17 protein-coding genes are annotated in these 19098 nt (G+C 56.2%); 9 read left to right on the top strand and 8 right to left on the bottom strand.

Features of this window, described 5'->3' with window-relative positions:
* Window positions 1-92: 92 nt before the first annotated feature.
* Window positions 93-2105: a putative bifunctional diguanylate cyclase/phosphodiesterase gene (locus HMPREF1207_RS07250; RefSeq protein WP_009674861.1), complete on the bottom strand. Its 2013-nt coding sequence runs from the start codon at window positions 2103-2105 to the stop codon at window positions 93-95.
* Window positions 2092-2610 carry a DUF5317 domain-containing protein gene (locus HMPREF1207_RS07245; RefSeq protein WP_009674862.1) on the bottom strand — a complete coding sequence of 173 codons (519 nt, stop codon included), beginning with the start codon at window positions 2608-2610 and terminating at the stop codon, window positions 2092-2094. Before HMPREF1207_RS07245 ends, HMPREF1207_RS07250 begins: the two co-directional genes overlap by 14 nt.
* 358 nt (window positions 2611-2968) lie before the next feature.
* On the opposite strand from HMPREF1207_RS07245, the gene HMPREF1207_RS07240 reads away from it, so the two are divergent.
* Both HMPREF1207_RS07240 and HMPREF1207_RS29710 read left to right on the top strand, forming a co-directional pair.
* The gene (locus tag HMPREF1207_RS07240) at window positions 2969-3739 is read left to right on the top strand and encodes a metallophosphoesterase (protein ID WP_016423547.1); all 771 of its coding nucleotides are present in this window, start codon (window positions 2969-2971) and stop codon (window positions 3737-3739) included.
* Window positions 3740-3891: 152 nt separating this feature from the next.
* Entirely contained in the window at window positions 3892-4074 is a 183-nt protein-coding gene (locus HMPREF1207_RS29710) for a hypothetical protein (RefSeq protein WP_016423546.1), read from the top strand.
* 171 nt (window positions 4075-4245) lie between these two features.
* On the opposite strand, the gene HMPREF1207_RS07230 is transcribed toward HMPREF1207_RS29710, so the two are convergent.
* The 3 genes from HMPREF1207_RS07230 to HMPREF1207_RS07215 all read right to left on the bottom strand — a co-directional run bounded on the left by HMPREF1207_RS07230 (window position 4246) and on the right by HMPREF1207_RS07215 (window position 8505).
* The gene (locus HMPREF1207_RS07230) at window positions 4246-5553 is read right to left on the bottom strand and encodes an aminotransferase class I/II-fold pyridoxal phosphate-dependent enzyme (RefSeq protein ID WP_009676386.1); all 1308 of its coding nucleotides are present in this window, start codon (window positions 5551-5553) and stop codon (window positions 4246-4248) included.
* 283 nt (window positions 5554-5836) lie between these two features.
* Complete coding sequence (locus tag HMPREF1207_RS07220) at window positions 5837-6163, bottom strand: hypothetical protein (RefSeq protein ID WP_009676401.1); 327 nt, start codon at window positions 6161-6163, stop codon at window positions 5837-5839.
* Window positions 6164-6252: 89 nt separating this feature from the next.
* A complete protein-coding gene (locus HMPREF1207_RS07215; protein ID WP_009676405.1) occupies window positions 6253-8505 on the bottom strand; it encodes a PrsW family glutamic-type intramembrane protease in 2253 nt (750 codons plus the stop codon).
* Between the two features lie 381 nt (window positions 8506-8886).
* On the opposite strand from HMPREF1207_RS07215, the gene HMPREF1207_RS07210 reads away from it, so the two are divergent.
* The 4 genes from HMPREF1207_RS07210 (at window position 8887) to HMPREF1207_RS07195 (ending at window position 13346) form a co-directional block, all read left to right on the top strand.
* Window positions 8887-10590, top strand: coding sequence for an aminotransferase class I/II-fold pyridoxal phosphate-dependent enzyme (locus HMPREF1207_RS07210; protein ID WP_009676408.1), 1704 nt, complete (start codon window positions 8887-8889; stop codon window positions 10588-10590).
* Between the two features lie 108 nt (window positions 10591-10698).
* Entirely contained in the window at window positions 10699-12159 is a 1461-nt protein-coding gene (locus HMPREF1207_RS07205; RefSeq protein WP_009676410.1) for an NAD-dependent malic enzyme, read from the top strand.
* A 42-nt stretch (window positions 12160-12201) separates the two neighbouring features.
* On the top strand, window positions 12202-12681 hold the full coding sequence (locus HMPREF1207_RS07200) for a GAF domain-containing protein (protein WP_009676407.1): 480 nt from the start codon (window positions 12202-12204) through the stop codon (window positions 12679-12681).
* Between the two features lie 263 nt (window positions 12682-12944).
* The gene (locus HMPREF1207_RS07195; protein WP_009676402.1) at window positions 12945-13346 is read left to right on the top strand and encodes a hypothetical protein; all 402 of its coding nucleotides are present in this window, start codon (window positions 12945-12947) and stop codon (window positions 13344-13346) included.
* A gap of 99 nt (window positions 13347-13445) precedes the next feature.
* On the opposite strand, the gene HMPREF1207_RS07190 is transcribed toward HMPREF1207_RS07195, so the two are convergent.
* Window positions 13446-13703 carry a hypothetical protein gene (locus tag HMPREF1207_RS07190; protein ID WP_231392022.1) on the bottom strand — a complete coding sequence of 86 codons (258 nt, stop codon included), beginning with the start codon at window positions 13701-13703 and terminating at the stop codon, window positions 13446-13448.
* Window positions 13704-13900: 197 nt separating this feature from the next.
* On the opposite strand from HMPREF1207_RS07190, the gene HMPREF1207_RS07185 reads away from it, so the two are divergent.
* On the top strand, window positions 13901-15166 hold the full coding sequence (locus tag HMPREF1207_RS07185) for an enolase C-terminal domain-like protein (RefSeq protein ID WP_009676409.1): 1266 nt from the start codon (window positions 13901-13903) through the stop codon (window positions 15164-15166).
* A 26-nt stretch (window positions 15167-15192) separates the two neighbouring features.
* On the opposite strand, the gene HMPREF1207_RS07180 is transcribed toward HMPREF1207_RS07185, so the two are convergent.
* Window positions 15193-15864 carry a hypothetical protein gene (locus HMPREF1207_RS07180; RefSeq protein WP_009676398.1) on the bottom strand — a complete coding sequence of 224 codons (672 nt, stop codon included), beginning with the start codon at window positions 15862-15864 and terminating at the stop codon, window positions 15193-15195.
* 144 nt (window positions 15865-16008) lie between these two features.
* Window positions 16009-16824 carry an alpha/beta fold hydrolase gene (locus HMPREF1207_RS07175; RefSeq protein ID WP_009676394.1) on the bottom strand — a complete coding sequence of 272 codons (816 nt, stop codon included), beginning with the start codon at window positions 16822-16824 and terminating at the stop codon, window positions 16009-16011.
* A gap of 242 nt (window positions 16825-17066) precedes the next feature.
* On the opposite strand from HMPREF1207_RS07175, the gene HMPREF1207_RS07170 reads away from it, so the two are divergent.
* Together HMPREF1207_RS07170 and HMPREF1207_RS07165 are read left to right on the top strand one after the other, a co-directional pair.
* The gene (locus HMPREF1207_RS07170) at window positions 17067-17636 is read left to right on the top strand and encodes a sigma-70 family RNA polymerase sigma factor (RefSeq protein ID WP_009676414.1); all 570 of its coding nucleotides are present in this window, start codon (window positions 17067-17069) and stop codon (window positions 17634-17636) included.
* Window positions 17633-19090 carry a hypothetical protein gene (locus HMPREF1207_RS07165; protein WP_009676415.1) on the top strand — a complete coding sequence of 486 codons (1458 nt, stop codon included), beginning with the start codon at window positions 17633-17635 and terminating at the stop codon, window positions 19088-19090. Before HMPREF1207_RS07170 ends, HMPREF1207_RS07165 begins: the two co-directional genes overlap by 4 nt.
* The last annotated feature ends 8 nt before the right edge of the window (window positions 19091-19098 follow it).

Here is a 19098-nt window from a genome sequence, read left to right as displayed (position 1 = left end):
CCAGACAGTCCCAGCCTGCGCATGTTGCCCGGCGGCGCCCCGGCCGCGCCCGAACGCTGAAAAGACCCGCAGTTGTCTGCGGGTCTTCCGTATTAATCCGGCCGGGTTTCCGGCGTTCCGCTGCCGCCCCAAAGCTTTTCCTGCAGCCGGGAGGGGGATAGAGGCTTGCTGATCAGGAAGCCCTGAATGCAATCGCAGCCCCGTTCTTTCAAATAAGCGAGCTGATCTTCCGTCTCGACGCCCTCCGCAACGACCGTCATATGGAGGCCGTGGGCCAGTTGGATGACCGTGCGGACGATCCATTCATCTCCCGTGCGGTCGTTCATATGATGGATAAAGGACTTGTCGATTTTAAGCCGGTCGAACGGATAATAGTTCAAGTAGCTGAGAGAGGAATAGCCGACGCCGAAATCGTCCATGGCGATGTGAACGCCAAGTTCCTTGAGCTGCCTGAGCGTACGCATCGTTTTGATTTTGTTGCGGAGCAGAAGACTCTCCGTGATTTCCAGCTCCAGCCACCGGGCTTCCAGTCCGGTTTCGTCCAATATGCGCCGGATCGTGGGGATCAGCTCGTCGTGTTCAAACTGGATGGAAGATAAGTTGACCGCCATTCTGACGGGCGGGAAGCCTTCGTTCTGCCAGGCTTTGTTTTGCTCGCAGGCTGTCCTCAGCACCCATTCGCCAATCGAAAGAATTTGCCGGCTTTCTTCCGCAAGCGGGATAAAATCTTCGGGAGATACGAGGCCGAGCTCCGGGTTGTTCCAGCGGACGAGAGCCTCCGTGCCTTGAATTTGGCCCGTATCCAGTTGGAGCTGAGGCTGATAGACAAGATGGAATTCGCCGCGTTCCAGCGCCTTATGTAGATTTCTCTGCAAAATCAGTTTCTTTTCGATCGTCTCTTCCAGGTCGGAAGTGAACATGGAGTATAAGTTGCCGCCGAGTTCCTTGGCCCTGTACATGGCGGTGTCCGCGTTTTTCACGATCGTTTCCGAATCGTATCCGTTGTCCGGATACAGGCTGATGCCGATGCTCGGCGTAATATAGATGTCTTTCCCCTGTAGGAAAAAGCCCGTTTTCAGGGCGGACAGGACCGTTTCGGCGACCAGAACGCAATCCTGCGCCCCCGCAATGTCCCGCACGATAATCGTAAATTCATCGCCCCCCAGCCTGGATACCGTATGGTCTTGCCCCAGACAGCTTTGCAGCCGTCCGGCCACTTGAACGAGCAGGGCGTCCCCGCTGATGTGTCCCATGGTGTCGTTAATATTTTTGAACTGGTCGAGATCGAGAAAAAGCAGTCCGACTTTTCCTTTCGTTTCCCGTGCCACGGCAATGTCCTGAGTCAAGCGTTCGTTAAAATGAGCCCGGTTGGGCAGACCGGTGACCGAGTCGTAATAAGCCATCTTTTTGTAGCGCTTGTTGCTTTCTTCGATGATATCGATCTGCTTCAAATACCCGGAAACAAAATAATGAATAATCTTGATCGCAATGATCGTGAATACGATTTCCGAAATGAAAAGCTCGTAGCTGGGCTGCTTCAGCATCTTATAAAGCACGACCGAGGCGATCAGGATGCCGATTTGAAGACTGCGCGCCTCGTAAATGGCTTTGCCTGCGGAAACGGGCGTACCTGTGACCGAACGCACGATGCCCATCCTCAGCAGGAGGTTCACTCCCTCGAACGCGAGAAATACGCATACGATTTTGACGTACAGAGGGGCCTGAGCGGTCAGAGCGCCCGTACCCCAGGCAGCCAGCATACTGATGCCGTACATGCCGAGCGTAGAGAAGAAGCGGAACCATCTGATTTTATAGAAAGGCTTGGAATGCAGCGTAAAAAACGTGAGCGTGTTCAGGACAAGAAAGAAAGTGCTTGCAAAAAATCCCATTTCAAAAAGTGAAAGGATAAAACCGATCGTGACCCCGCTGAAGTAAGTGCCGTTAGGCATTTTAAGGGGCATCATTTCAAAGACGATGACCATGACGGCGATAGGCAGCAAAATTTTCAGATCGTAAGCGTTTTGCGCGATAAAAGCCGATGCGGTGATCAGGGTGAGGATTCCGAAAGCCGACAGCAGGGAAGTAAACGGGTTATGGTCCTTCATTCTTCCTCCTCTTCACCGAATTTCCGAGCATAAACCGGATGAGTCCGGCTCCGATCCCTACATCGCCGATGCTGATTACTCTTCGTACAAGCGGAATCCAATCGCCCATCCACCAGAAGGCGGACGCGGCCATGAGCTGATGGCGGGGTTCATTCTCCGGCAGGGACGCAAGTCCCGCCCATGCCAGCGCCGTATCGGATACGGGCATCAGTCCTCCGTGTAGGACAAGAGCCGTCCAGTTCCAGAGAGCGCCCAGGAAAATAAGGGGGATGCCGGGAACTTTCCGGTTCAGCCACAAAAACAGAAGCACAGCCAAAATGGCCGCTTCCGTCCAATAGGGGTACGTCCGGTTTGTCCGGACCGTTACGGCGAAAATCGCGATCTGGGCGGCAAAACTTCCGAGCAGGAGATACGGTAATTTGAAGTTCACTTTCTCTACCAGGGAGAGCGGATTCCGTCCCGAAAGAAGGGTAATGACGACAGCCAGAACGATGAAGTAGATCATATTAACCTCCAAATAAAAAAAAGAACCAGGCTCAGCCCAGTTCCTCTAAGTGGCTCACGGACCCCAAGGAAAAGCCAGTCCGGATGAGTAAACCAATGCCGCAACCGTAAGAATAGCAAAAACCCAGCGTTTCATCGCGTTTACCTCCAATCCTTTAAAATAATAGGTACTAATTTCCATTATGTAATCTCATTATAGCTTCCGGGCTCTATTTGTACAAGGCATCCCATTTCGACATAAATAGACGCATTTTGCGTTTGTTTTTTATCGGCGCTATCCGCGATATCCGGTCTCTTGACGAACGCCGGATGCGTGGCTTATGGTGGAAGGAACCTTTATCTGGAACAGGATGAGACTTATGACCGTACTTGTGTGGCTTTTGTCTGCGGCAGCCTGCGCGTATCTCTTCTTGATCGTACCGACCATGTGGCTCAAAGTGGAGCGCGTGAGGGTACCGGCCGGGCTCGGCATTAAGATTTTGCAGATCAGCGATCTTCACGTCGAAAAGCTGAGGGTCCGTCCCGGCAGGCTTACTCGGCTGATCGACGCGGAAAAGCCGGATTATATCGCGCTAACCGGCGACTTCACCCGCAGAAGCAAGTATTTGCCGAAAGTTGAAAAGGTGCTGAAGGCGGTCGCTTCCCGCGGAATTCCTGCGTTTGCCGTTCTCGGCAATCACGATCACCGCCTGGATTCGGCCGGGATGATGAAGTTGAACGCGATTCTGGACGAAGCGGGTGTTGCTCTGCTGAACAACCGGTCCGCCGATCTCGGCGCCTTCCAGTTCGTCGGCGTGGATGACCTCGGCACCGGGCACAGCCGGATCGGTAAAGCGTTCCGGCATACCGAGGCGCACAAGCCGGTCGTGGTGCTGACCCACGATCCGAACCTCGTCCTCCGTTTAAAGCGCCCGTTTACTTACTTGATGGCGGGGCATTTTCACGGCATGCAGTTTCATGTTCCGTTTCTGTTCCGTTTTATCCGGAAGGGGGAGCTCGCGGCGAGAGGGATCACGAAGGGCTTGCATGAAACCTCTTATGGGCGATATTACATTTCCAAAGGGATCGGTCAGGCGGGTCCTAACGCCCGGTTTATGATCCGCAGCGAAGTTACCGTCCATGAGCTGTGACGGCGGGAGGAATGTTCGGCTGCCGGATGCGAACCCGTCACGCGGCCGGCAAATACCAAGCACCGGGAGCGGCGCCAGCGCAGGCTGCACTTCTCGGCGGGACAGGGAACGGAGAGGCTTGGATTAAAGACACGACAACGGAGGTACAATTAATGGAGGAGAAAAGCAACTGCAAAATCCGGCGTTCCGGTCTCGTGCGGGAGCTGGACGGACCGTCGGCCGTGCTGGAAATCGAGGGCAGGACGGTACGTGTGCCCGCCGGTAAAATCGCGGACGGAACGGCCGCGGGAACGCCGGTACAGTGGAATGGAACCTTGTGGATTCCGTTCAAGTGACTCCGCGGCCCCCGTGTACACTGCCGTGACTCTTGCGGCTCCGATGACTTTCATGACCTGCGACACGCCTAGGGGTCTCCATGGAATCGCTTCTGTGACTTCCTATATAGAAATATAAAAAGCCCGGCTATAGCAGCCGGGCTTTTGCATATGGAGCAACAGAAGTAGCGCTTATTTCGCGGAAACCGTCTCAAGGTCGCGTACTCCCTGATAGATCAGGTCGAAAAGCTCCTCGATGTTTTCTTCGTCGATGCAGGAGAAAGCGACGCGAAGATCCGTTTCGCTGAGGGCGATCGTTCCGACGCCGTAAACTTCCAGCAGGCGCTGGCGGAGCGCTTCCGCATCGACGGTTTTCAGCTTCAGGCACATGAAGTAGCCGGAGTTGAACGGATAGTAATCCCAGGAGTCTCCGTACTTGCCGCTGTCGAGCAGAGCTTTCACTTTGTTCGCGCGGCCCTTCATGATTTCGAACTTCTCCTGCTTCTGGGCGTTGAATTCCGGAGAGTTCAAGGCGTGCAGGACAAACGTCTGCGAAGGATGCGAGCACGAGGAGATCGTGGCCCGGATAATCCCGAGCGTTTTCTGTTCCAGCGCGCTGAGCAGCGCTTCATTCTTGCCGGCGTAAGTGATAAAACCTACGCGGAAGCCCCACACATACTCTTCTTTCGTAGCGCCGTCCACTTTAACCGCCAGTACGCGGTCGTGAAGATCGGCAAGCTGGCCGAAAAGAGATTCCTGCAGGGAATTCTCGAAGAAGAGGGCGAAGTACGCATCGTCGGTAACGGCCACGACATTGATGCCCGCTTCCGCGGCTTCGCGGATTACGGAAACGATCTGGCGTCCTTCTTCCGCTCCAGGCGTATAGCCTGTCGGATTGTTCGGGAAATTCAGAACGACGAACGCTTTGCCTTTGTCTTTCTGGGCAAGGAGCCGTTCGCGGAGTCCCGCGGAATTAAACGTGTTGTCTTCATTGTAAAGCGGGTACGTAACGATTTCGGCGCCCCGGCGGATTCCGAAGGTGAGCTCGTAGTTTTCCCAGTTTTTATCCGGAATAATGACGCGGTCCCCCGCTTCTACGAACAGGTCGGCCGCAATGCTCAGGCCGTGTGTAAGGGCGTTGGTCACGATCGGATTGCCGAACGTTTTGTTGCTTAAGGACGGATTCTCCTCCAGCATTTTTTTACGCCAGGCGGTGCGCAAACCGGGCTTGCCCGCAGGAGGCGCGTACTCGTAAAGATCTTTCGGATCATAGGCGGACAGCGTATCCTGAATGACCTTCAGGTGCATAGGCTGACCCTTCTCGATGGCAGTACCGATCGTGGCATTATATTTACCGGCTTTGGTTTTCGCCTCGGCCGATTGGCTCAAAATGCCGACTTTCGGGAAATAGATTTGCTTGCCCAACGACGATAACATCTCATACACATAGGCGTTTTCTTTTTCGATGGTTTCATTCAACTGCTTAGCAAGGGGGTTCATTCCGCTCCATCCTTCCGGGGTTATGGAAATTCATTTTAGCCATTATTATAGCACTTCTTACCGGAATGCGTCACTGCGTTACCTAAAAAAAACGGCTCCCGGTATCCGGAAGCCGTTTGAACCCGCAAGAACCGGTAATAAAGCTCCGGAAAAACGTGCGGAAAGCGCAAGAGAAACGTCGAGTGTATTGCCGAAGGAATAAGAAATCCGGGCACAGAACAAGCGAATTTGCAGCTAGAGAGTAGGGAGAAACAGAGAGAGGTACGCGATCAAGTCCGGTATGTTAAGCTTCCATCCCCGCGTCGTACAGCAAAAGGATTTTGCGGATATGAGCGGCCAGCGATTCCCGCGGACAGACCAGATTCGTCTCATAGTATTCCATTTCGACAAGCTCGGGGTGCTCAAGCACGCGCTCGAACTGGATTTCACGGAACCCGATTCCCTGATTCGTTTCGCTCTCCAAGGCGGAGGCGACGGCTTGAAGCGCCGGGGGATCCAGGGCGTCTTCTTCCATATTCAAAATCATATAATGCCAGATATCATCGGCGTCGCTATCGACGGGGCGGTGAATCTGGGCCAGATGCCGCAGCAGCTCTATGTTGGCTTCCATGGTTGTCCTCCTTTCCGAACGTTCCGCATATCGCCTTTTTGCTTAGCGGCGGTACATGAGCCCGTGTGCTTACGACAATGCGGTAAAATTTAGTCCTGATCCGCAGAAAGCCGGCGGAACGACACCGTCTGGCGGTGATTGTAAGGAAAATGGTCGATAATTTCCGTCAAATTGCCTTCGGTATCGGGGAGGACTCTTCCCTGAACTCCGATGATTTTTCCGTCGGGCCCAACCACTTCTTCTCTAAATGTGTATGCTTGAAGGCGGCCGAGATGGTCATTCTGCGATTGCAGCCGATTATGAAGAATAGCCTTGTTCAGCGCATCTTCCCCTAAACGATCGATCTCCGAATCGTTGTAGTGTTTGGGATAAAACGTTTTGCCGTATGTCAGGGAAGTGAACGTTTCCCCGGTAAGGGGGTCCGTTCCCTGCCGTCTGATGACGGCTCTGCGGATTCCGTTCTCCGGCAGTTCCTCGGTTCTCACCACGGTGAGTCGGTCCCGGCGGACGGCGTCTATAAAGCCGTTCCAGTTATGCAGCCCCCTGATCGTCCACCCGCCTCCGTAGCGGGTTCCGGCAGGCAAATACGCCTGCTTCCCTTGGTGGACGGTCTGCCGCGTGCGCTCCGTTGTGAAACGGTGTCTGCGTTCCGGAACGGTTCCGGAACTCGCCGCGCCAGCCGCACCGGCCGTATCGTCAGCGCCGAAGCTGGCGTCCGCCGCGCTTTCCGCGGCAGACGGGGCTTCGGCGGACTGGGCCGCAGAAGGCTGTTCCTGCGCGCCGGAGGAAGCCGCGGGCTCGCTTGGCGCGGAAGGCTTCTTCCCGGCTTCAAGACCCGCCAGGAGGTCGAGAAGCCGCCGCAGGCCGGCGGCCGCCGCCATACGCGGAGTGAACGCGCCGAGCAGCGGCAAAATCTCTCCGGGCTGAAGCCGCCCGGCGTGTTTGCGGCGGGCTTTGAAGTCGCCCGCCAGCGTATCGCTTACCGCGCCCCACAGCGGGAAGAAAGAAGTGAAGAGAAAGGCGGTGCCGAGCAGGAGCACCCCTTTCGCGGCGGCACTCTGCCCGCTCCACCAGGCCGCGGTGGGCGCGTACAGGCAGGAGACGCAGGCGTTGCCGCCAGGGCTTGATCCTGCGGCGGCTGCAAGCCCCCCGGTCCAGCCGGCGGCGCTCAGCAGAAGGAACCCCGCCGCAAGCAGGACGGGGACAGCCGCCTTGTTCAGCGTCTTCATTTCATCCTGGAGATTTCCGAGGCTGCGTTTGGCGTCTTTTTTGCCGTACAGCAGGGTGAAGGCCAAGCGGCGCCGGATTCTGTAGAAACGGAGAAGGCTGACGTAGCGTTTGGCGCCTTCCGGCAGCATGCTCAAAGAACGGTAGAGCTCGCGGAACGGTTCGATCAAGTTTTCGGAGCGGAACAATGTCAGCCCCTTCCGCATGCGGTTCAAGTCGGCGTAGTCGTATGCGACCGCACCGATCAGCAGAACGATAAACAACACCTTGGTATAAGCGCCGCCGCCCAGCGTCATATGGAACCCGTTCAGCCAGGTCGCCTGTGTCCCGTTATGCACCGCGTGATCCGCGGCGACCCAGACAAGCAGAAAGACGGGCAGCGCGTAAGCGGCTTTCCCGATGACCCGGCGCAGGCGGATGGCGATTCCGAGGCCGAGGGCGCAGAGGGCGGTGGCCGCCGTGTGCCCGGCCCAGGGCGAGGCGAGACCCTGCTCAAGGGACGGCAGGAAGTGAAACAGGTTCCAGCTCATTGCGCTATCCGGCGAAACCGCCGCGGAACCGGCCGGCTCCAGACTGGCATGCAGCCGCATCCAATATTCCTCCAGGAACTGGAGTCCGGCTCCGGTAGCGCCGCCGATCAGGGCGAAGTCGGCCAGACTAAGCGAGGTCGCTTTGCGCGAGCCCCACAAAAACAGGAGCAGGGGAGCCAGCTTCATCAGTTCCTCCGTCAGCGGAGAAACGAGCGACGCATTCCAGACGGCGTAAACCGCCGGATCGAACGGCAGGAAGACCAGCTGAATGAACAGCGTATTGAGCGGAGCTACGATCCAGGTGCCGATGATAAAAAAAGCGGTGTACGCGGACCAGCCGACGGTTTTGGAACGGCAGACGATCCACAATTGCCAGAGTACGTAAAAAGAGGCCAAAGCCTGCACCAGCAAAGTGCGGCTGTCTTTCATAAAAGGCAGGGACAGGCATAAGAAGGCCAGACCGAGCCAAGATAAAATCGAATAGAAGGCGAACAAACGCGGAGCCTGCACGGCTCTTTTTTTCCAATGGGTACGAAACCGGTCGAGAGCGGTCCGGATAGTTAAACGCAAACCAGGCAAAATCATATCATTTTCCTTTCTGTGCGCCGAAGGCAGATAACAAGCGTCTGTCCTGTTACCGGAGCTGCGGGTGGAGACGGGCAAAGAACCCGTGCTTCGCTCCGCTGCCGGAAACAGCCCCATTAAACAGGGCGGCGGCTTCAAATATGCCTAAACGGAACAGGTGAAACGGCTTATAGAGCTTCCTTGATAGGGGATCAGGAAGGTTCCTCAAGCTTGCTTCCCCCCTCATAAAAGTTCGTAGAGACCGCCTGAAATGGGACTCAGGTGAACGGGGCCGGAGCCGGCTGCAGCGCTGTTGATTTTGAACACGTCTCTGTGAGATGGTAAGAAGATAGAAACGATCAGGCGGCTTTTTATTTTCACCGGAATTCGGCGGAGGTTTATGTGAAGATTTTAATCCCTTTTAATCACTATGCACAACTGTTTCCCCATAAAAATACCGCCCTCTACCGAGCGCTGCGGGAAAGTATAGTAGAAGGAAGACTGGAATCGGGCTCTAAACTCCCTTCAAGCCGGGAGCTGGCGGAGGTATACGGAATCTCCCGGGGACTCGTTATGCAAGTGTACGAGATGCTGATGTCCGAAGGATACATAGAAGGCAAACCGGGAAAAGGAACGTTCGTTGCCTACCGCAGCGATCAGGCGGCGGGAACCGGCTCCTCTTCGGATGAACCCCTCCTTTTGTCGGCATGGGGACGCCTTTTGATGGAACCGGGGGGCGGCGGCGCACGCAGACGAGAAGAAGGGAGCGGCGCCTCGGCAGGAAATAAGGAGGATAGCCGGGAGCAGGAGTACGGCGGAGCAGAGCGGAGGCCGGGCGGCGTACCCGCAGGTTATGCCGAAGCGAGCGGTGTAGAGCCGGCAGAGGCGAGCGGAGTGAAAGCTGCGGATGCAGGGACTGCCCGGCGAACCGCGGCCCTTGCAAGTCCGCCCGGGCGGGCGGACGAAACGCGCAGCCGCAGTGCGGCCTCCTGGAGCGCGGACCCGCATACACCCGCGGGTCCGGGTTCCGTCGTCTTCGAGCTGTCCGGCACCGACAGCTCGGCCTTCCCGAGGCAGGCCTGGAACCGCTGCCTGCACGAGCAGGTGCGCAGCGCCGCCTTCCTTGAGAGTCCGCTGCGCGACCCTCAAGGCGACTATTCGCTGCGCTCGGCTATCGCGCTGCATCTGCGGCGCTCGCGAAGCATCGACGCGGACCCCGATTGCGTCGCAATCGTGAACGGGTCGATGCAGGCGATCGCGCTGACGATGCAGCTGCTGGTAGGCCCGGGCGACGAGGTAGTCGTCGAGTCGCCCGGTTACAGCGGCGCCGTGCGCGCTGCGGCCGCCGCAGGCGGCGTGCCCGTCGATGCGCCCGTCGACGGGCAGGGCATCATCCCGCAGCCATGGAATGCGCGGCTGCTGTTCGTCACCCCCGGACGGCAGTTTCCGACCGGGGCGGTTCTTCCGCTGAAGCGGAGGCAGGAGCTGCTCCGCTGGGCGAAGGAACGCGGCGCCGTCATCATCGAGGACGATTACGACACCGAGTTCCGCTACGCGGGCCGGCCCCTGGAGCCGCTTAAGGCGCTGGACCGCGAAGGCCGCGTCCTGTTCGTCGGCACGTTCTCGCGGACGATGTACGCGGGCCTGCGCCTCGGCTATGCGGTGCTGCCGCCGTCTCTCGTCGAACCTTTCCGGCGCGCCAAGCAGCATTACGAGCCTCTGACGACGGGAATGATGGAGCAGCGGGCCCTGGCGGCCTTTATGAACAGCGGCGCCTACGAGCGTCATCTGCGCAGGATGCAGCGGGTGTACGGGGAAAAAGCCGCCTTGCTGCGTTCGGGGCTGACCGCGCTGGATCCCGCTTTTGAATGGATGCCGAGCGAAGCGGGACTCCACATTTTCGGCTGGTGGAAAGGCGGCGCGGAAGCGTATAGGCGATTTGCCGCCGAATGCGCCGAGCGGGGTGTCTTCTGGCGGGACGCCGGGCAGCATGTCCGCTGCGGAGGAAGACCCGCGGCATGTTTCGGCTTCGGACATCTGTCCCGGGAGGAGATCGGCCGCGGCATCGCCGTGATGACGGAAGTCCTGAGGGAAACTTTTTTGTAAGCATACAGGAATCTCCAAAAGGTTTGTGCTATGATGTGAATGAAGGACGAGCCCGGTTTGACTCGCCGAGGCTTTTCCGTACTAGAAATACCGTAGGAGTGATTGGATATGGCCGGATTTACCGGAGGTACAAGTATTATTTTGCGGCTTGAGATGATGAAAGAACGCACGAATTTCGGGCAGATCGCGACTACGATCGGCGACGCCGGCGGCGATGTCGTGGCAATTGACGTCAACCGTTCAACGAAAACCGTTACCGTCCGGGACATTACTGTCAAAGTCAGCGATCAGAATCAGACGGATGCCATCGTGAAGGCTCTAAACGAGCTGGATGGCGTAAAAGTCATTAACGTGTCTGACCAGACGTTCCTGCTTCACTTGGGCGGTAAAATCGAAACGACGGCGAAAATACCGATCAAGAACCGTGATGATTTGTCCCGTGTGTACACACCCGGGGTGGCAAACGTTTGTATGGCCATTCATGAAGATCCTTCGAAAGCGTTCTCATTGACGATTAAACGCAACACCGTTGCCGTTGTATCGGATGGTACGGCAGTTCTGGGGCTGGGCAATATCGGTCCGGAAGCGGCCATGCCGGTTATGGAAGGTAAGGCGATGCTGTTCAAGCAGTTTGCCGGTGTAGATGCTTTCCCGATCTGCCTAAATACACAGGACCCTGAAGAAATCATATCGATCGTAAAAGCGATTTCTCCGGCTTTCGGCGGAATCAACTTGGAAGATATTTCGTCCCCGCGCTGTTTTGAAATCGAGAACCGGCTTATCGAAGAGCTGGATATTCCCGTTTTCCACGATGACCAGCACGGCACGGCGGTCGTTCTGCTTGCCGGCATGCTGAATGCGGTCAAGGTTGCGGGCAAGAAGCTCGAAGACTGCAAGGTTATCGTCTGCGGCATCGGAGCTGCCGGTATCGCATGCACCAAGATTCTGCTCGCGGCAGGCGTTAAGAACGTAATTGGAGTCGACCGTCAGGGTGCTCTGGTTCGCGGCGAATCGTATCCGTACGAATCGTGGCAGTGGTATGCGGAGAATACGAATCCGAATGAGGAAAAGGGACATCTCTCCGACGTGATCGAGGGAGCCGATATTTTTGTCGGTCTGTCGGGACCGGGTGTGCTTAAAGTGGAGGACGTCAAGAAAATGGCGGCTGATCCGATCGTATTCGCCATGGCGAATCCGACACCGGAAATCGCCCCGGAAGAAGCGGAGCCTTACGTGCGCGTGATGGCGACGGGCCGCTCCGACTATCCGAACCAGATCAACAACGTCCTGTGCTTCCCGGGTCTGTTCCGCGGTCTTCTGGACTGCCGCGCTACGCGGGTCAACGAGCAAATGAAGCTGGCAGCCGCCAAAGCTATCGCGTCCGTCGTGTCGGAAGAAGAGCTCAACGAGCTTTACATTATACCGAGCGTGTTCAACAAGCAGGTCGTGAAGAAGGTCCGCGAGGCCGTGATTGCGGCCGCTTACGAAACCGGCGTAGCCAGACGGAAAAGTGCGGATATCCGCAGTGACGAAGCCGCCCAGTCCGCAGACGGCGCGGGTATGCTATAATAAACTCCTGGTTACAGTTTTACTGGGAAAGCAGGCGATAACATGTTTCATACGGAAACTTACGGAGGAACCCGTGAAGAGCAGTACACCCTCGTCATTGCCCAGTTGAAGGCGCTGATTGAAGGGGAGACAAGCCGGATTGCCAATCTGGCGAACGCTTCGGCTCTGCTCGGCCAGTTTCTCCGGGATATAAATTGGGTCGGTTTTTACTTGTTCGAAGGAGAGCAGCTGGTGCTCGGACCTTTCCAGGGGCTTCCGGCTTGCGTGCGCATCCCGCTCGGACGCGGAGTATGCGGTACCGCTGCGCAGAAGCGCGAGACGCTGGTTGTTGAGGATGTGGAGCGGTTTCCCGGGCATATTGCCTGCGACGCGGCCTCCCGCTCGGAGATCGTCGTACCGCTTGTTAAAGACGGCGAGCTGCTGGGCGTCCTGGATATCGACAGTCCGAACCTGGCCCGTTTTGACGAAACCGACCGCGTTATGCTGGAGCGTTTCGTGACGGAGCTGGCGGCTCAGCTGTAAACTCCCGATCGGGGTACCCTATGCATGACGTGAGTTTGTTTAATGCAATGAACGGTTCTTAGCTTTGAGAAGCCCTCGTACCAGCCGGTGCGGGGGCTTTTTTAGCAAGCTCGCAAAACATTTTGTAATTTTGTATTTATTTTCCAAGATAGATTCGTTAGAGTAGAAGAAGAGAACACATTGGCGCTTTAGGCCGGAGGACGAAATATGGAGAATAAAGCTTGCTTGTAAAAAGAAACGCTCATTGCCGAGGAGGAAAGCTTATGAAGACGATTGAAATACGAAATCCGCTGCTGCCTCTGCTGGCCGGGTCGGTATTCAGCGCTTTTATGTTTGCCACGCTGATGATACAAAGCTGGGAACAGTCCGCCTATCTTAAGCCGCTGACGGTTCTCGGCCTGCTTTTTGCGCTTTTTACCGCCGGATATGTCCTGTTCGATCTGATCGAATCCCGTCACGTTGAATTTGAAGGCCGGGTAACGGATTATAACAACGGCAGGCTGTCGCTGAAGACGCGGGAGGGCAAGGTAAAGCGCTACAAGCTGCCGTCCAGGGAAATACCGCCGGGGGAAAACGAAGAGCTTCTGGAACCGGGGAATCAGGTGAAGGCTACCGTGACGAAAAGAACCGGTCAGCTGCTGACCTTGGAGGTCTTGTCCGGCTAACCGGGCGGACTTCCCGCAAGCGATAAACATCGCCGGAAGCAGGGACTGCGTTCCGAGGAGTTCCGATTCCGATATAGGAGGGAAAAGCCGAATCGAGCCTTATCCGGGCTCTTGATCCGGCTCTTTTTTCGGCCTGTCGGCCAAATATAGAATCAGATAAAAAAACGTCATGACCAGAGCCAAAACGGCGCAGGGCAAGCCTTTCGAAAACAAGTTCTCAAAGTGCTCCGCGTTTCCCAGAGGCCCGGTCCGCTGCTTGTAAACTTCCGGCATCCCGCTGATAAATTGGACGGTGTATATGACCGTCATTAGCAGGGACATACCTCCATAGAACAAATAAATCGGTCTTGTACGCATGGTTTTCACCCCTTTCCCTTCCTTCCATTTTACGGCTTCCGTGTCTATAAAGTTGCGATAAATGGCCGATTCATTGACAGGCTCTGCCCGTGACTCCTAAGATATGGGTACAATGAAATGTGCTTATGCGGGTATGAAGTTAAGCTGCCCGACAAAGAAAGCCCCGGCGAACGGGGAGAAAGAGGGCGAGAAAACGCATGCTGACAATTACGGAAAGCAACCTGCGAGCCGACCGGGAACCGCTGCTTCATCCTTTCGGATTTAAAGGAGGTCAATTAACGGAGCTGTGGCAGCCGATTGTTACGCTAACTAGTGAAAGCGGTCACAAGGGTACGGGAGTGGGCGTCCAGAGTCCCTTGTGGTCGGATGCGAATCTGATGGCGTCTCTCGGGGAACAGGGAGCTAACGAGCTCATGTACAAATTTGCGGAGGAGACCGTAAAGTCCCTGTCGGGAGCCTCCTTCGGGCATCCGATGGAGCTGTTCGAAGAATTGTATGCGCGGCCTTCGCAGTCCTGGTTCGCCCGTCAGGGGCATCCGGATGTCCGGCCGACTTATGTTCTGAACGCGTTGGCGGCGGTCGATTTCGCGGCCTGGGTCCTCTACGCGCGGGAGCGGGAGATTTACCGCTTCTCGGATCTGCTGCCGGGCGAATACCGCAGCCTAGGCGAGCAGAAGACGGAAGCGGTTGCAGCCGTTCCTGCTATCGCGTACGGGACGGACGACGGGGAAATTACCGGCTTGCTGGAGCAGGGCTGTACCGTGCTCAAAATCAAGCTGGGGTCGGGCGGCGACGATATGATCGACTGGGACAGCAGGCGCCTGCGGCATATTCATGAGCTTACCCAAGCTTATTTGCAGACCTCTCCGGCCCCGGCAGAGGTGTCTTACTATCTCGACCTGAACGGCCGTTACGCGGCAAAAGACGACCTCCTGCGGCTGCTGGAGGATGCCGACCGCAGCGGATCGCTGCCTCATGTCATTCTGGTGGAAGAGCCGTTCCTGGACGGGCGTGAAATCTCCGTCGAGGATGTACCGGCCCGTATTGCCGGGGATGAGAGCATTCAGTCCGAAAGCGATGCCCGCTACTATATGGATCTCGGCTATGGAGCCCTTGCCCTTAAACCGGCGGCGAAGTCGATGAGCCTGAGCCTGAAAGTGGCCGCTCTGGCCGCCGAGCGGGGAGTACCGTGCTTCTGCGCCGACCTTACGGCCAATCCGCTGCTGGTGGAGTGGACTCGCGTGCTGGCCGCTCACCTCCGTCCTCTGCCGGGGATGGCTTACGGCCTGATCGAGTCCAACGGGGGGCAAAATTACCGCGGCTGGGACCGTCTCGTAAGCTATCATCCGGCGGCGGGAGCGGGCTGGACCCGCACGCGCGGCGGGTTGTTCGAGCTGGGCGAGGCTTTCTACGCGGAAAGCGGCGGCGTATTCCGGCCGAGTTCTTACTACGAGAACCGCTAGGTATTGCCGCGGGCTGTATACCCGCCTCAGCGCCCTACGGCTTCAAGGCTGAGAATATCTTTCAGATAGCCCGGAAGGGCATCGAGGTGGTTGCCGAGGAACGCGTCGCTTTCCCTGCCGACCCGCTGGGCGGCGGGTACCATGGAAAGCTGGGCCGCGAACACCGTTTTGCGGGGATGGTCTTCGATGGCATGGAACAGTCCTCTGGAAACCGCTTCGATATAATCGTTCTTCTTGCCCTGCATGACGAGCTGGAACGTATTTTCAAGAAGGACCGGCTCCACCTGAATCTCCTGGCCGGCTGCGGCCGCAAACTTATGGAGCTGTTCCATCGTGCCTTCGACAGTCGAAGGATTGGTGAAAACGAGAACCGAAGGCCGGTTCAGCTGCAGGATTTTATGAAACAAAGGATCGTCGATTTTAATAATCGGCACCGGGCAGGAGAAATTTTCAGGCAGATGAGCCGTAAAATACGTACAGGTAATCAAAATGGCATCCACATGACAGCTGGCTAACCAGTCGAGTGTGGATTTTATTTTGTTCAGGGCCAGTTCCTCCGTAAAATCGCTGTCGTTCTTAATCCGGTCCAGACCGGGATCGACGAAATGCACCAGCTCGATGTCATAAGAGCCGAGGGCTTTCTCGATATGTTCGATATTGGAGTAGTGGGCATGATAGCAGCCAAGTTTTCTTTTCATTCGATAGACACCCCGTCCGAAGTTTTCTATGAAGTATAGCAAGGTTAACAATATTTGGCAATGGGAACACGGGGCCGAGCGGGTAAAAAAATGTCTTCTCACCCTGCGCCGGGAGTCGGCTGAACCGAATAACGAACCGGATGACTAGGAACCGGCGAACCGCATCAGCTCCCGGTTGAATTTGCCCATTTCACAGTAAAACAAGCCGTGTCCGCTGTACGCGAACGGCACGAGCTCCGAGCCCTTGATGCCCGCCTGTGTCGCCTGGGCTAGCGGATAGGGACAGATCAGGTCCTGCGCCCCCTGGAAAATCACGGTGGGCACCGAGATTTTGGGCAGATCGGGACGCAGATCCTCGTCTCTCAAAAGAGCCGCTCCCATGGCGGTCGCGTGCCCGGAGGATGACAGGGCGATCCCGTGAAACCAGTTTTGAAGAGGGGCCGACACATACCGGGCAAAAAAACGGCCGCCGAGATCTTCGAGCATTTTAGGGCGGTCGGTATAGGTTCCTTCTATGAGATGGTTCAGCTCTTCGATTGAATTGCCGTAGGGGAAGTCCGGACGTTTGGTAAATAGGGGAGCCGCCGGAGCGAACAGAGCCAGCTTGGAAACGCCAAACCCGCCGTGTCTGGCCATATACCGGATCGCAACGGCTCCTCCCATGGAAAATCCGGCCAGTATAATGCCTTCAAGCCTAAGCGTCTCGATCACACGGCGGATATCGTCCGCCATCCGGTCGTAGGAATAGCCTCCCCAAGGGCGGTCGGATTTGCCGAACCCTCTCAAATCGACGCCGATACAGCGGTATCCGGCTTTGGGAAGCTGATCGAACTGGTACTCGAATATCGTGTGGTTAAGCGGCCAGCCGTGTATGAACAGAATCGTTTTGCCGCCGCCCCCGGGGTTCAAATCCTCGACATAAAGGTTAATTCCCTGCTCTGCGGGGATGTAGATGCCCATGCTGCGGCCTCCTTTGGATGAAAAAATAAATAAGGGCGGTGACCGGGGATTGATTGCATGAAAAGATCGCAATTCCTATGAACCAAACACCGGTCGGTATTGAAAAATATCCGCTTTTTCTAGTGTATGTGGGACGGTTTGGACGATATTTCTACCAGCTTGAGTGATTGTGAAGGGAACGGACGTAGTACATAGTGACAGAATAAAGCGGATTTAGGGATGGGACATACGGGGGGCGCTATATGGGAAAGTCGGAGGAGTGGCTGGCACGCGGGATGTCCGAACAGGATCCTGCCGCACTGGAAGCGCTTATGGATTTATACGCTTCGAATATATACGGTCTGGTGCATCGTATCCTTCAAGGAGCGGTATCGCGTGAGGATATCGAGGAATGTGTCAGCGATGTTTTTGCCGCCGCCTGGAACAGGACCTCAGAATATGAGCCGCGACGGGGGACTTATAAAACTTGGCTGCTTATTCTCGCCAAATACAAAGCGCTGGATTACCGCCGGCGTTTGAGACCGGAAAACCGATTGGGTAAAATGCTCGCGGAGACGGAACTCACGGCCGAAACGGATACCGAGCAGATCGTTCTTGACCGGGAAATGCAGGAAGAATTTTTAGCCTTGATTGACAGGCTGGAAGACAAAGACCGGATTATTTTCTATCGGCGATATTACTATTACGAGTCTGTGGAGGAGATTGCGGCTGCTATGGGGTTGACGGCCAAGGCGGTTGAAAATCGGTTGTACAGAGCCAGGAAAAAGCTCAAGGAGCAGATGAAAACAGTTCGTAAGGAGGGGATCTCATGAAAAAACGCGAAGAACGGGAATGGTTTGGGCTTCTGGATGAAATAACGGCCGACTTGGCGGAAAATCACATCCCTGACTTGGATACAGCGGAATTTCCATTGGAGAAAGACCCCGACAGGCTGACAGCAATTAAGCAGCGGACTTTTGAGAAAATAGCCGTGATATCCCCCGGCACAAAGACAAAGACCGCGAATTGCCCCTCATCCGGCGGTGAGCTTGCACCGGCTGTTTCTCCGGTTAGGCGAACGGGAACAAGTCGACCGAAGCTCCTGCGCAGATATGCTCTCCTGGCCGCGTTAGCGGCTTTGCTGCTCACCGGCGGGGTGCTTGCGGGCGCTCAGCCGGAAGTGGCCGCCCAAATGCGGCGTGTGCTTCAATACCTGCCTGGCTTTGCCGGAGTTGCCGATTCGGAGAAAACGGAGCAGCGGGTGGAGTACGTGCAGCCTCTGCCGACTACTCATAAAATCGGAAAAGGGCAGCTTGAAATCAGAGGATTGTCCATCGGTGAGAAAAACTCGACCGTTACGCTGGTCGGCACCGGCTTGCCCCGGGCCTCGGAGGTGACCCTGAGGAATGGCCTGGGAGAGAAGTACGTTTTCCGCCGGGCTACGATGACGGGGGCGGAAGGAGGATGGACCGGGTTTTACAGCTACGAAGGCCGGATCGAGGTTACCGGCAATACGACCCTGATTGCGGAGGGGAGGGAACTCCCCTTGAAGCTTGTCGCTCCCCGGGAAGTGGAGCAAGTGACGGATCTCGGTCCTACGGCCGAACATAGCGGGATCCGGTTGACCGCCGTGAGTGCAGCGGTGGATGATAGGAAGATGAAACTGACGATTCTTCCTCAACTGCCGGGTGAAGTGAAAATCAATTCGTACGGGTTTAATTCTTTTTATAAGGAAGTTCCGTCCGCTAAGTTCTTTAATCCCGGCACGGGTGAAGAAATTCCCTTCACGCAGGACGAGACGTTCCCTAATCCGAGTGAAATTTACTGGGAGCGAGGCAAGGAGTCGGAGGGGGGAGCCAAGCTGGTCATTCCTGCGCTTGTTCTGACGAGAAGCTATGACCAGCCGGCTGTCATCCGTCTCCCTGTTCCCGAGAGGGGCAATGTGGAAGTTAACCGGACGTTCGACCTGTTCGGCTTTCCGGTCAAGGTAAGCCGGGTGGAGAGAATCCTCAAGGGAGCGAAAATTGACGGAGATGGCGAAGCCGGGGAAGACAGTATCCGCATCTGGTTCGAGCTTCATGGGGATGAGCAGGCGGCCGAGACCTTGTACGAATTTCCCCCCAGTCTGTTAAATGGCGGCGCGGTCTGGCACCGTAACGAGCAAACCGACAGGATGGAATGGATGCTTCTGTCGGTTCAGCCCGGCCAGAAGGAGTACGAGTTGAAAGTGTCATCCCTTAATTCGCAGGTAAGAGGTCCGTGGGAATTTTCGGTGGATCAACCTTAATCGAGGCT

This window comes from Paenibacillus sp. HGH0039, assembly GCF_000411255.1.
Taxonomy (GTDB): domain Bacteria; phylum Bacillota; class Bacilli; order Paenibacillales; family NBRC-103111; genus Paenibacillus_F.
The sequence above is the reverse complement of the archived record's forward strand: the minus strand, read 5'-3'. Positions and strand labels throughout refer to the sequence as shown.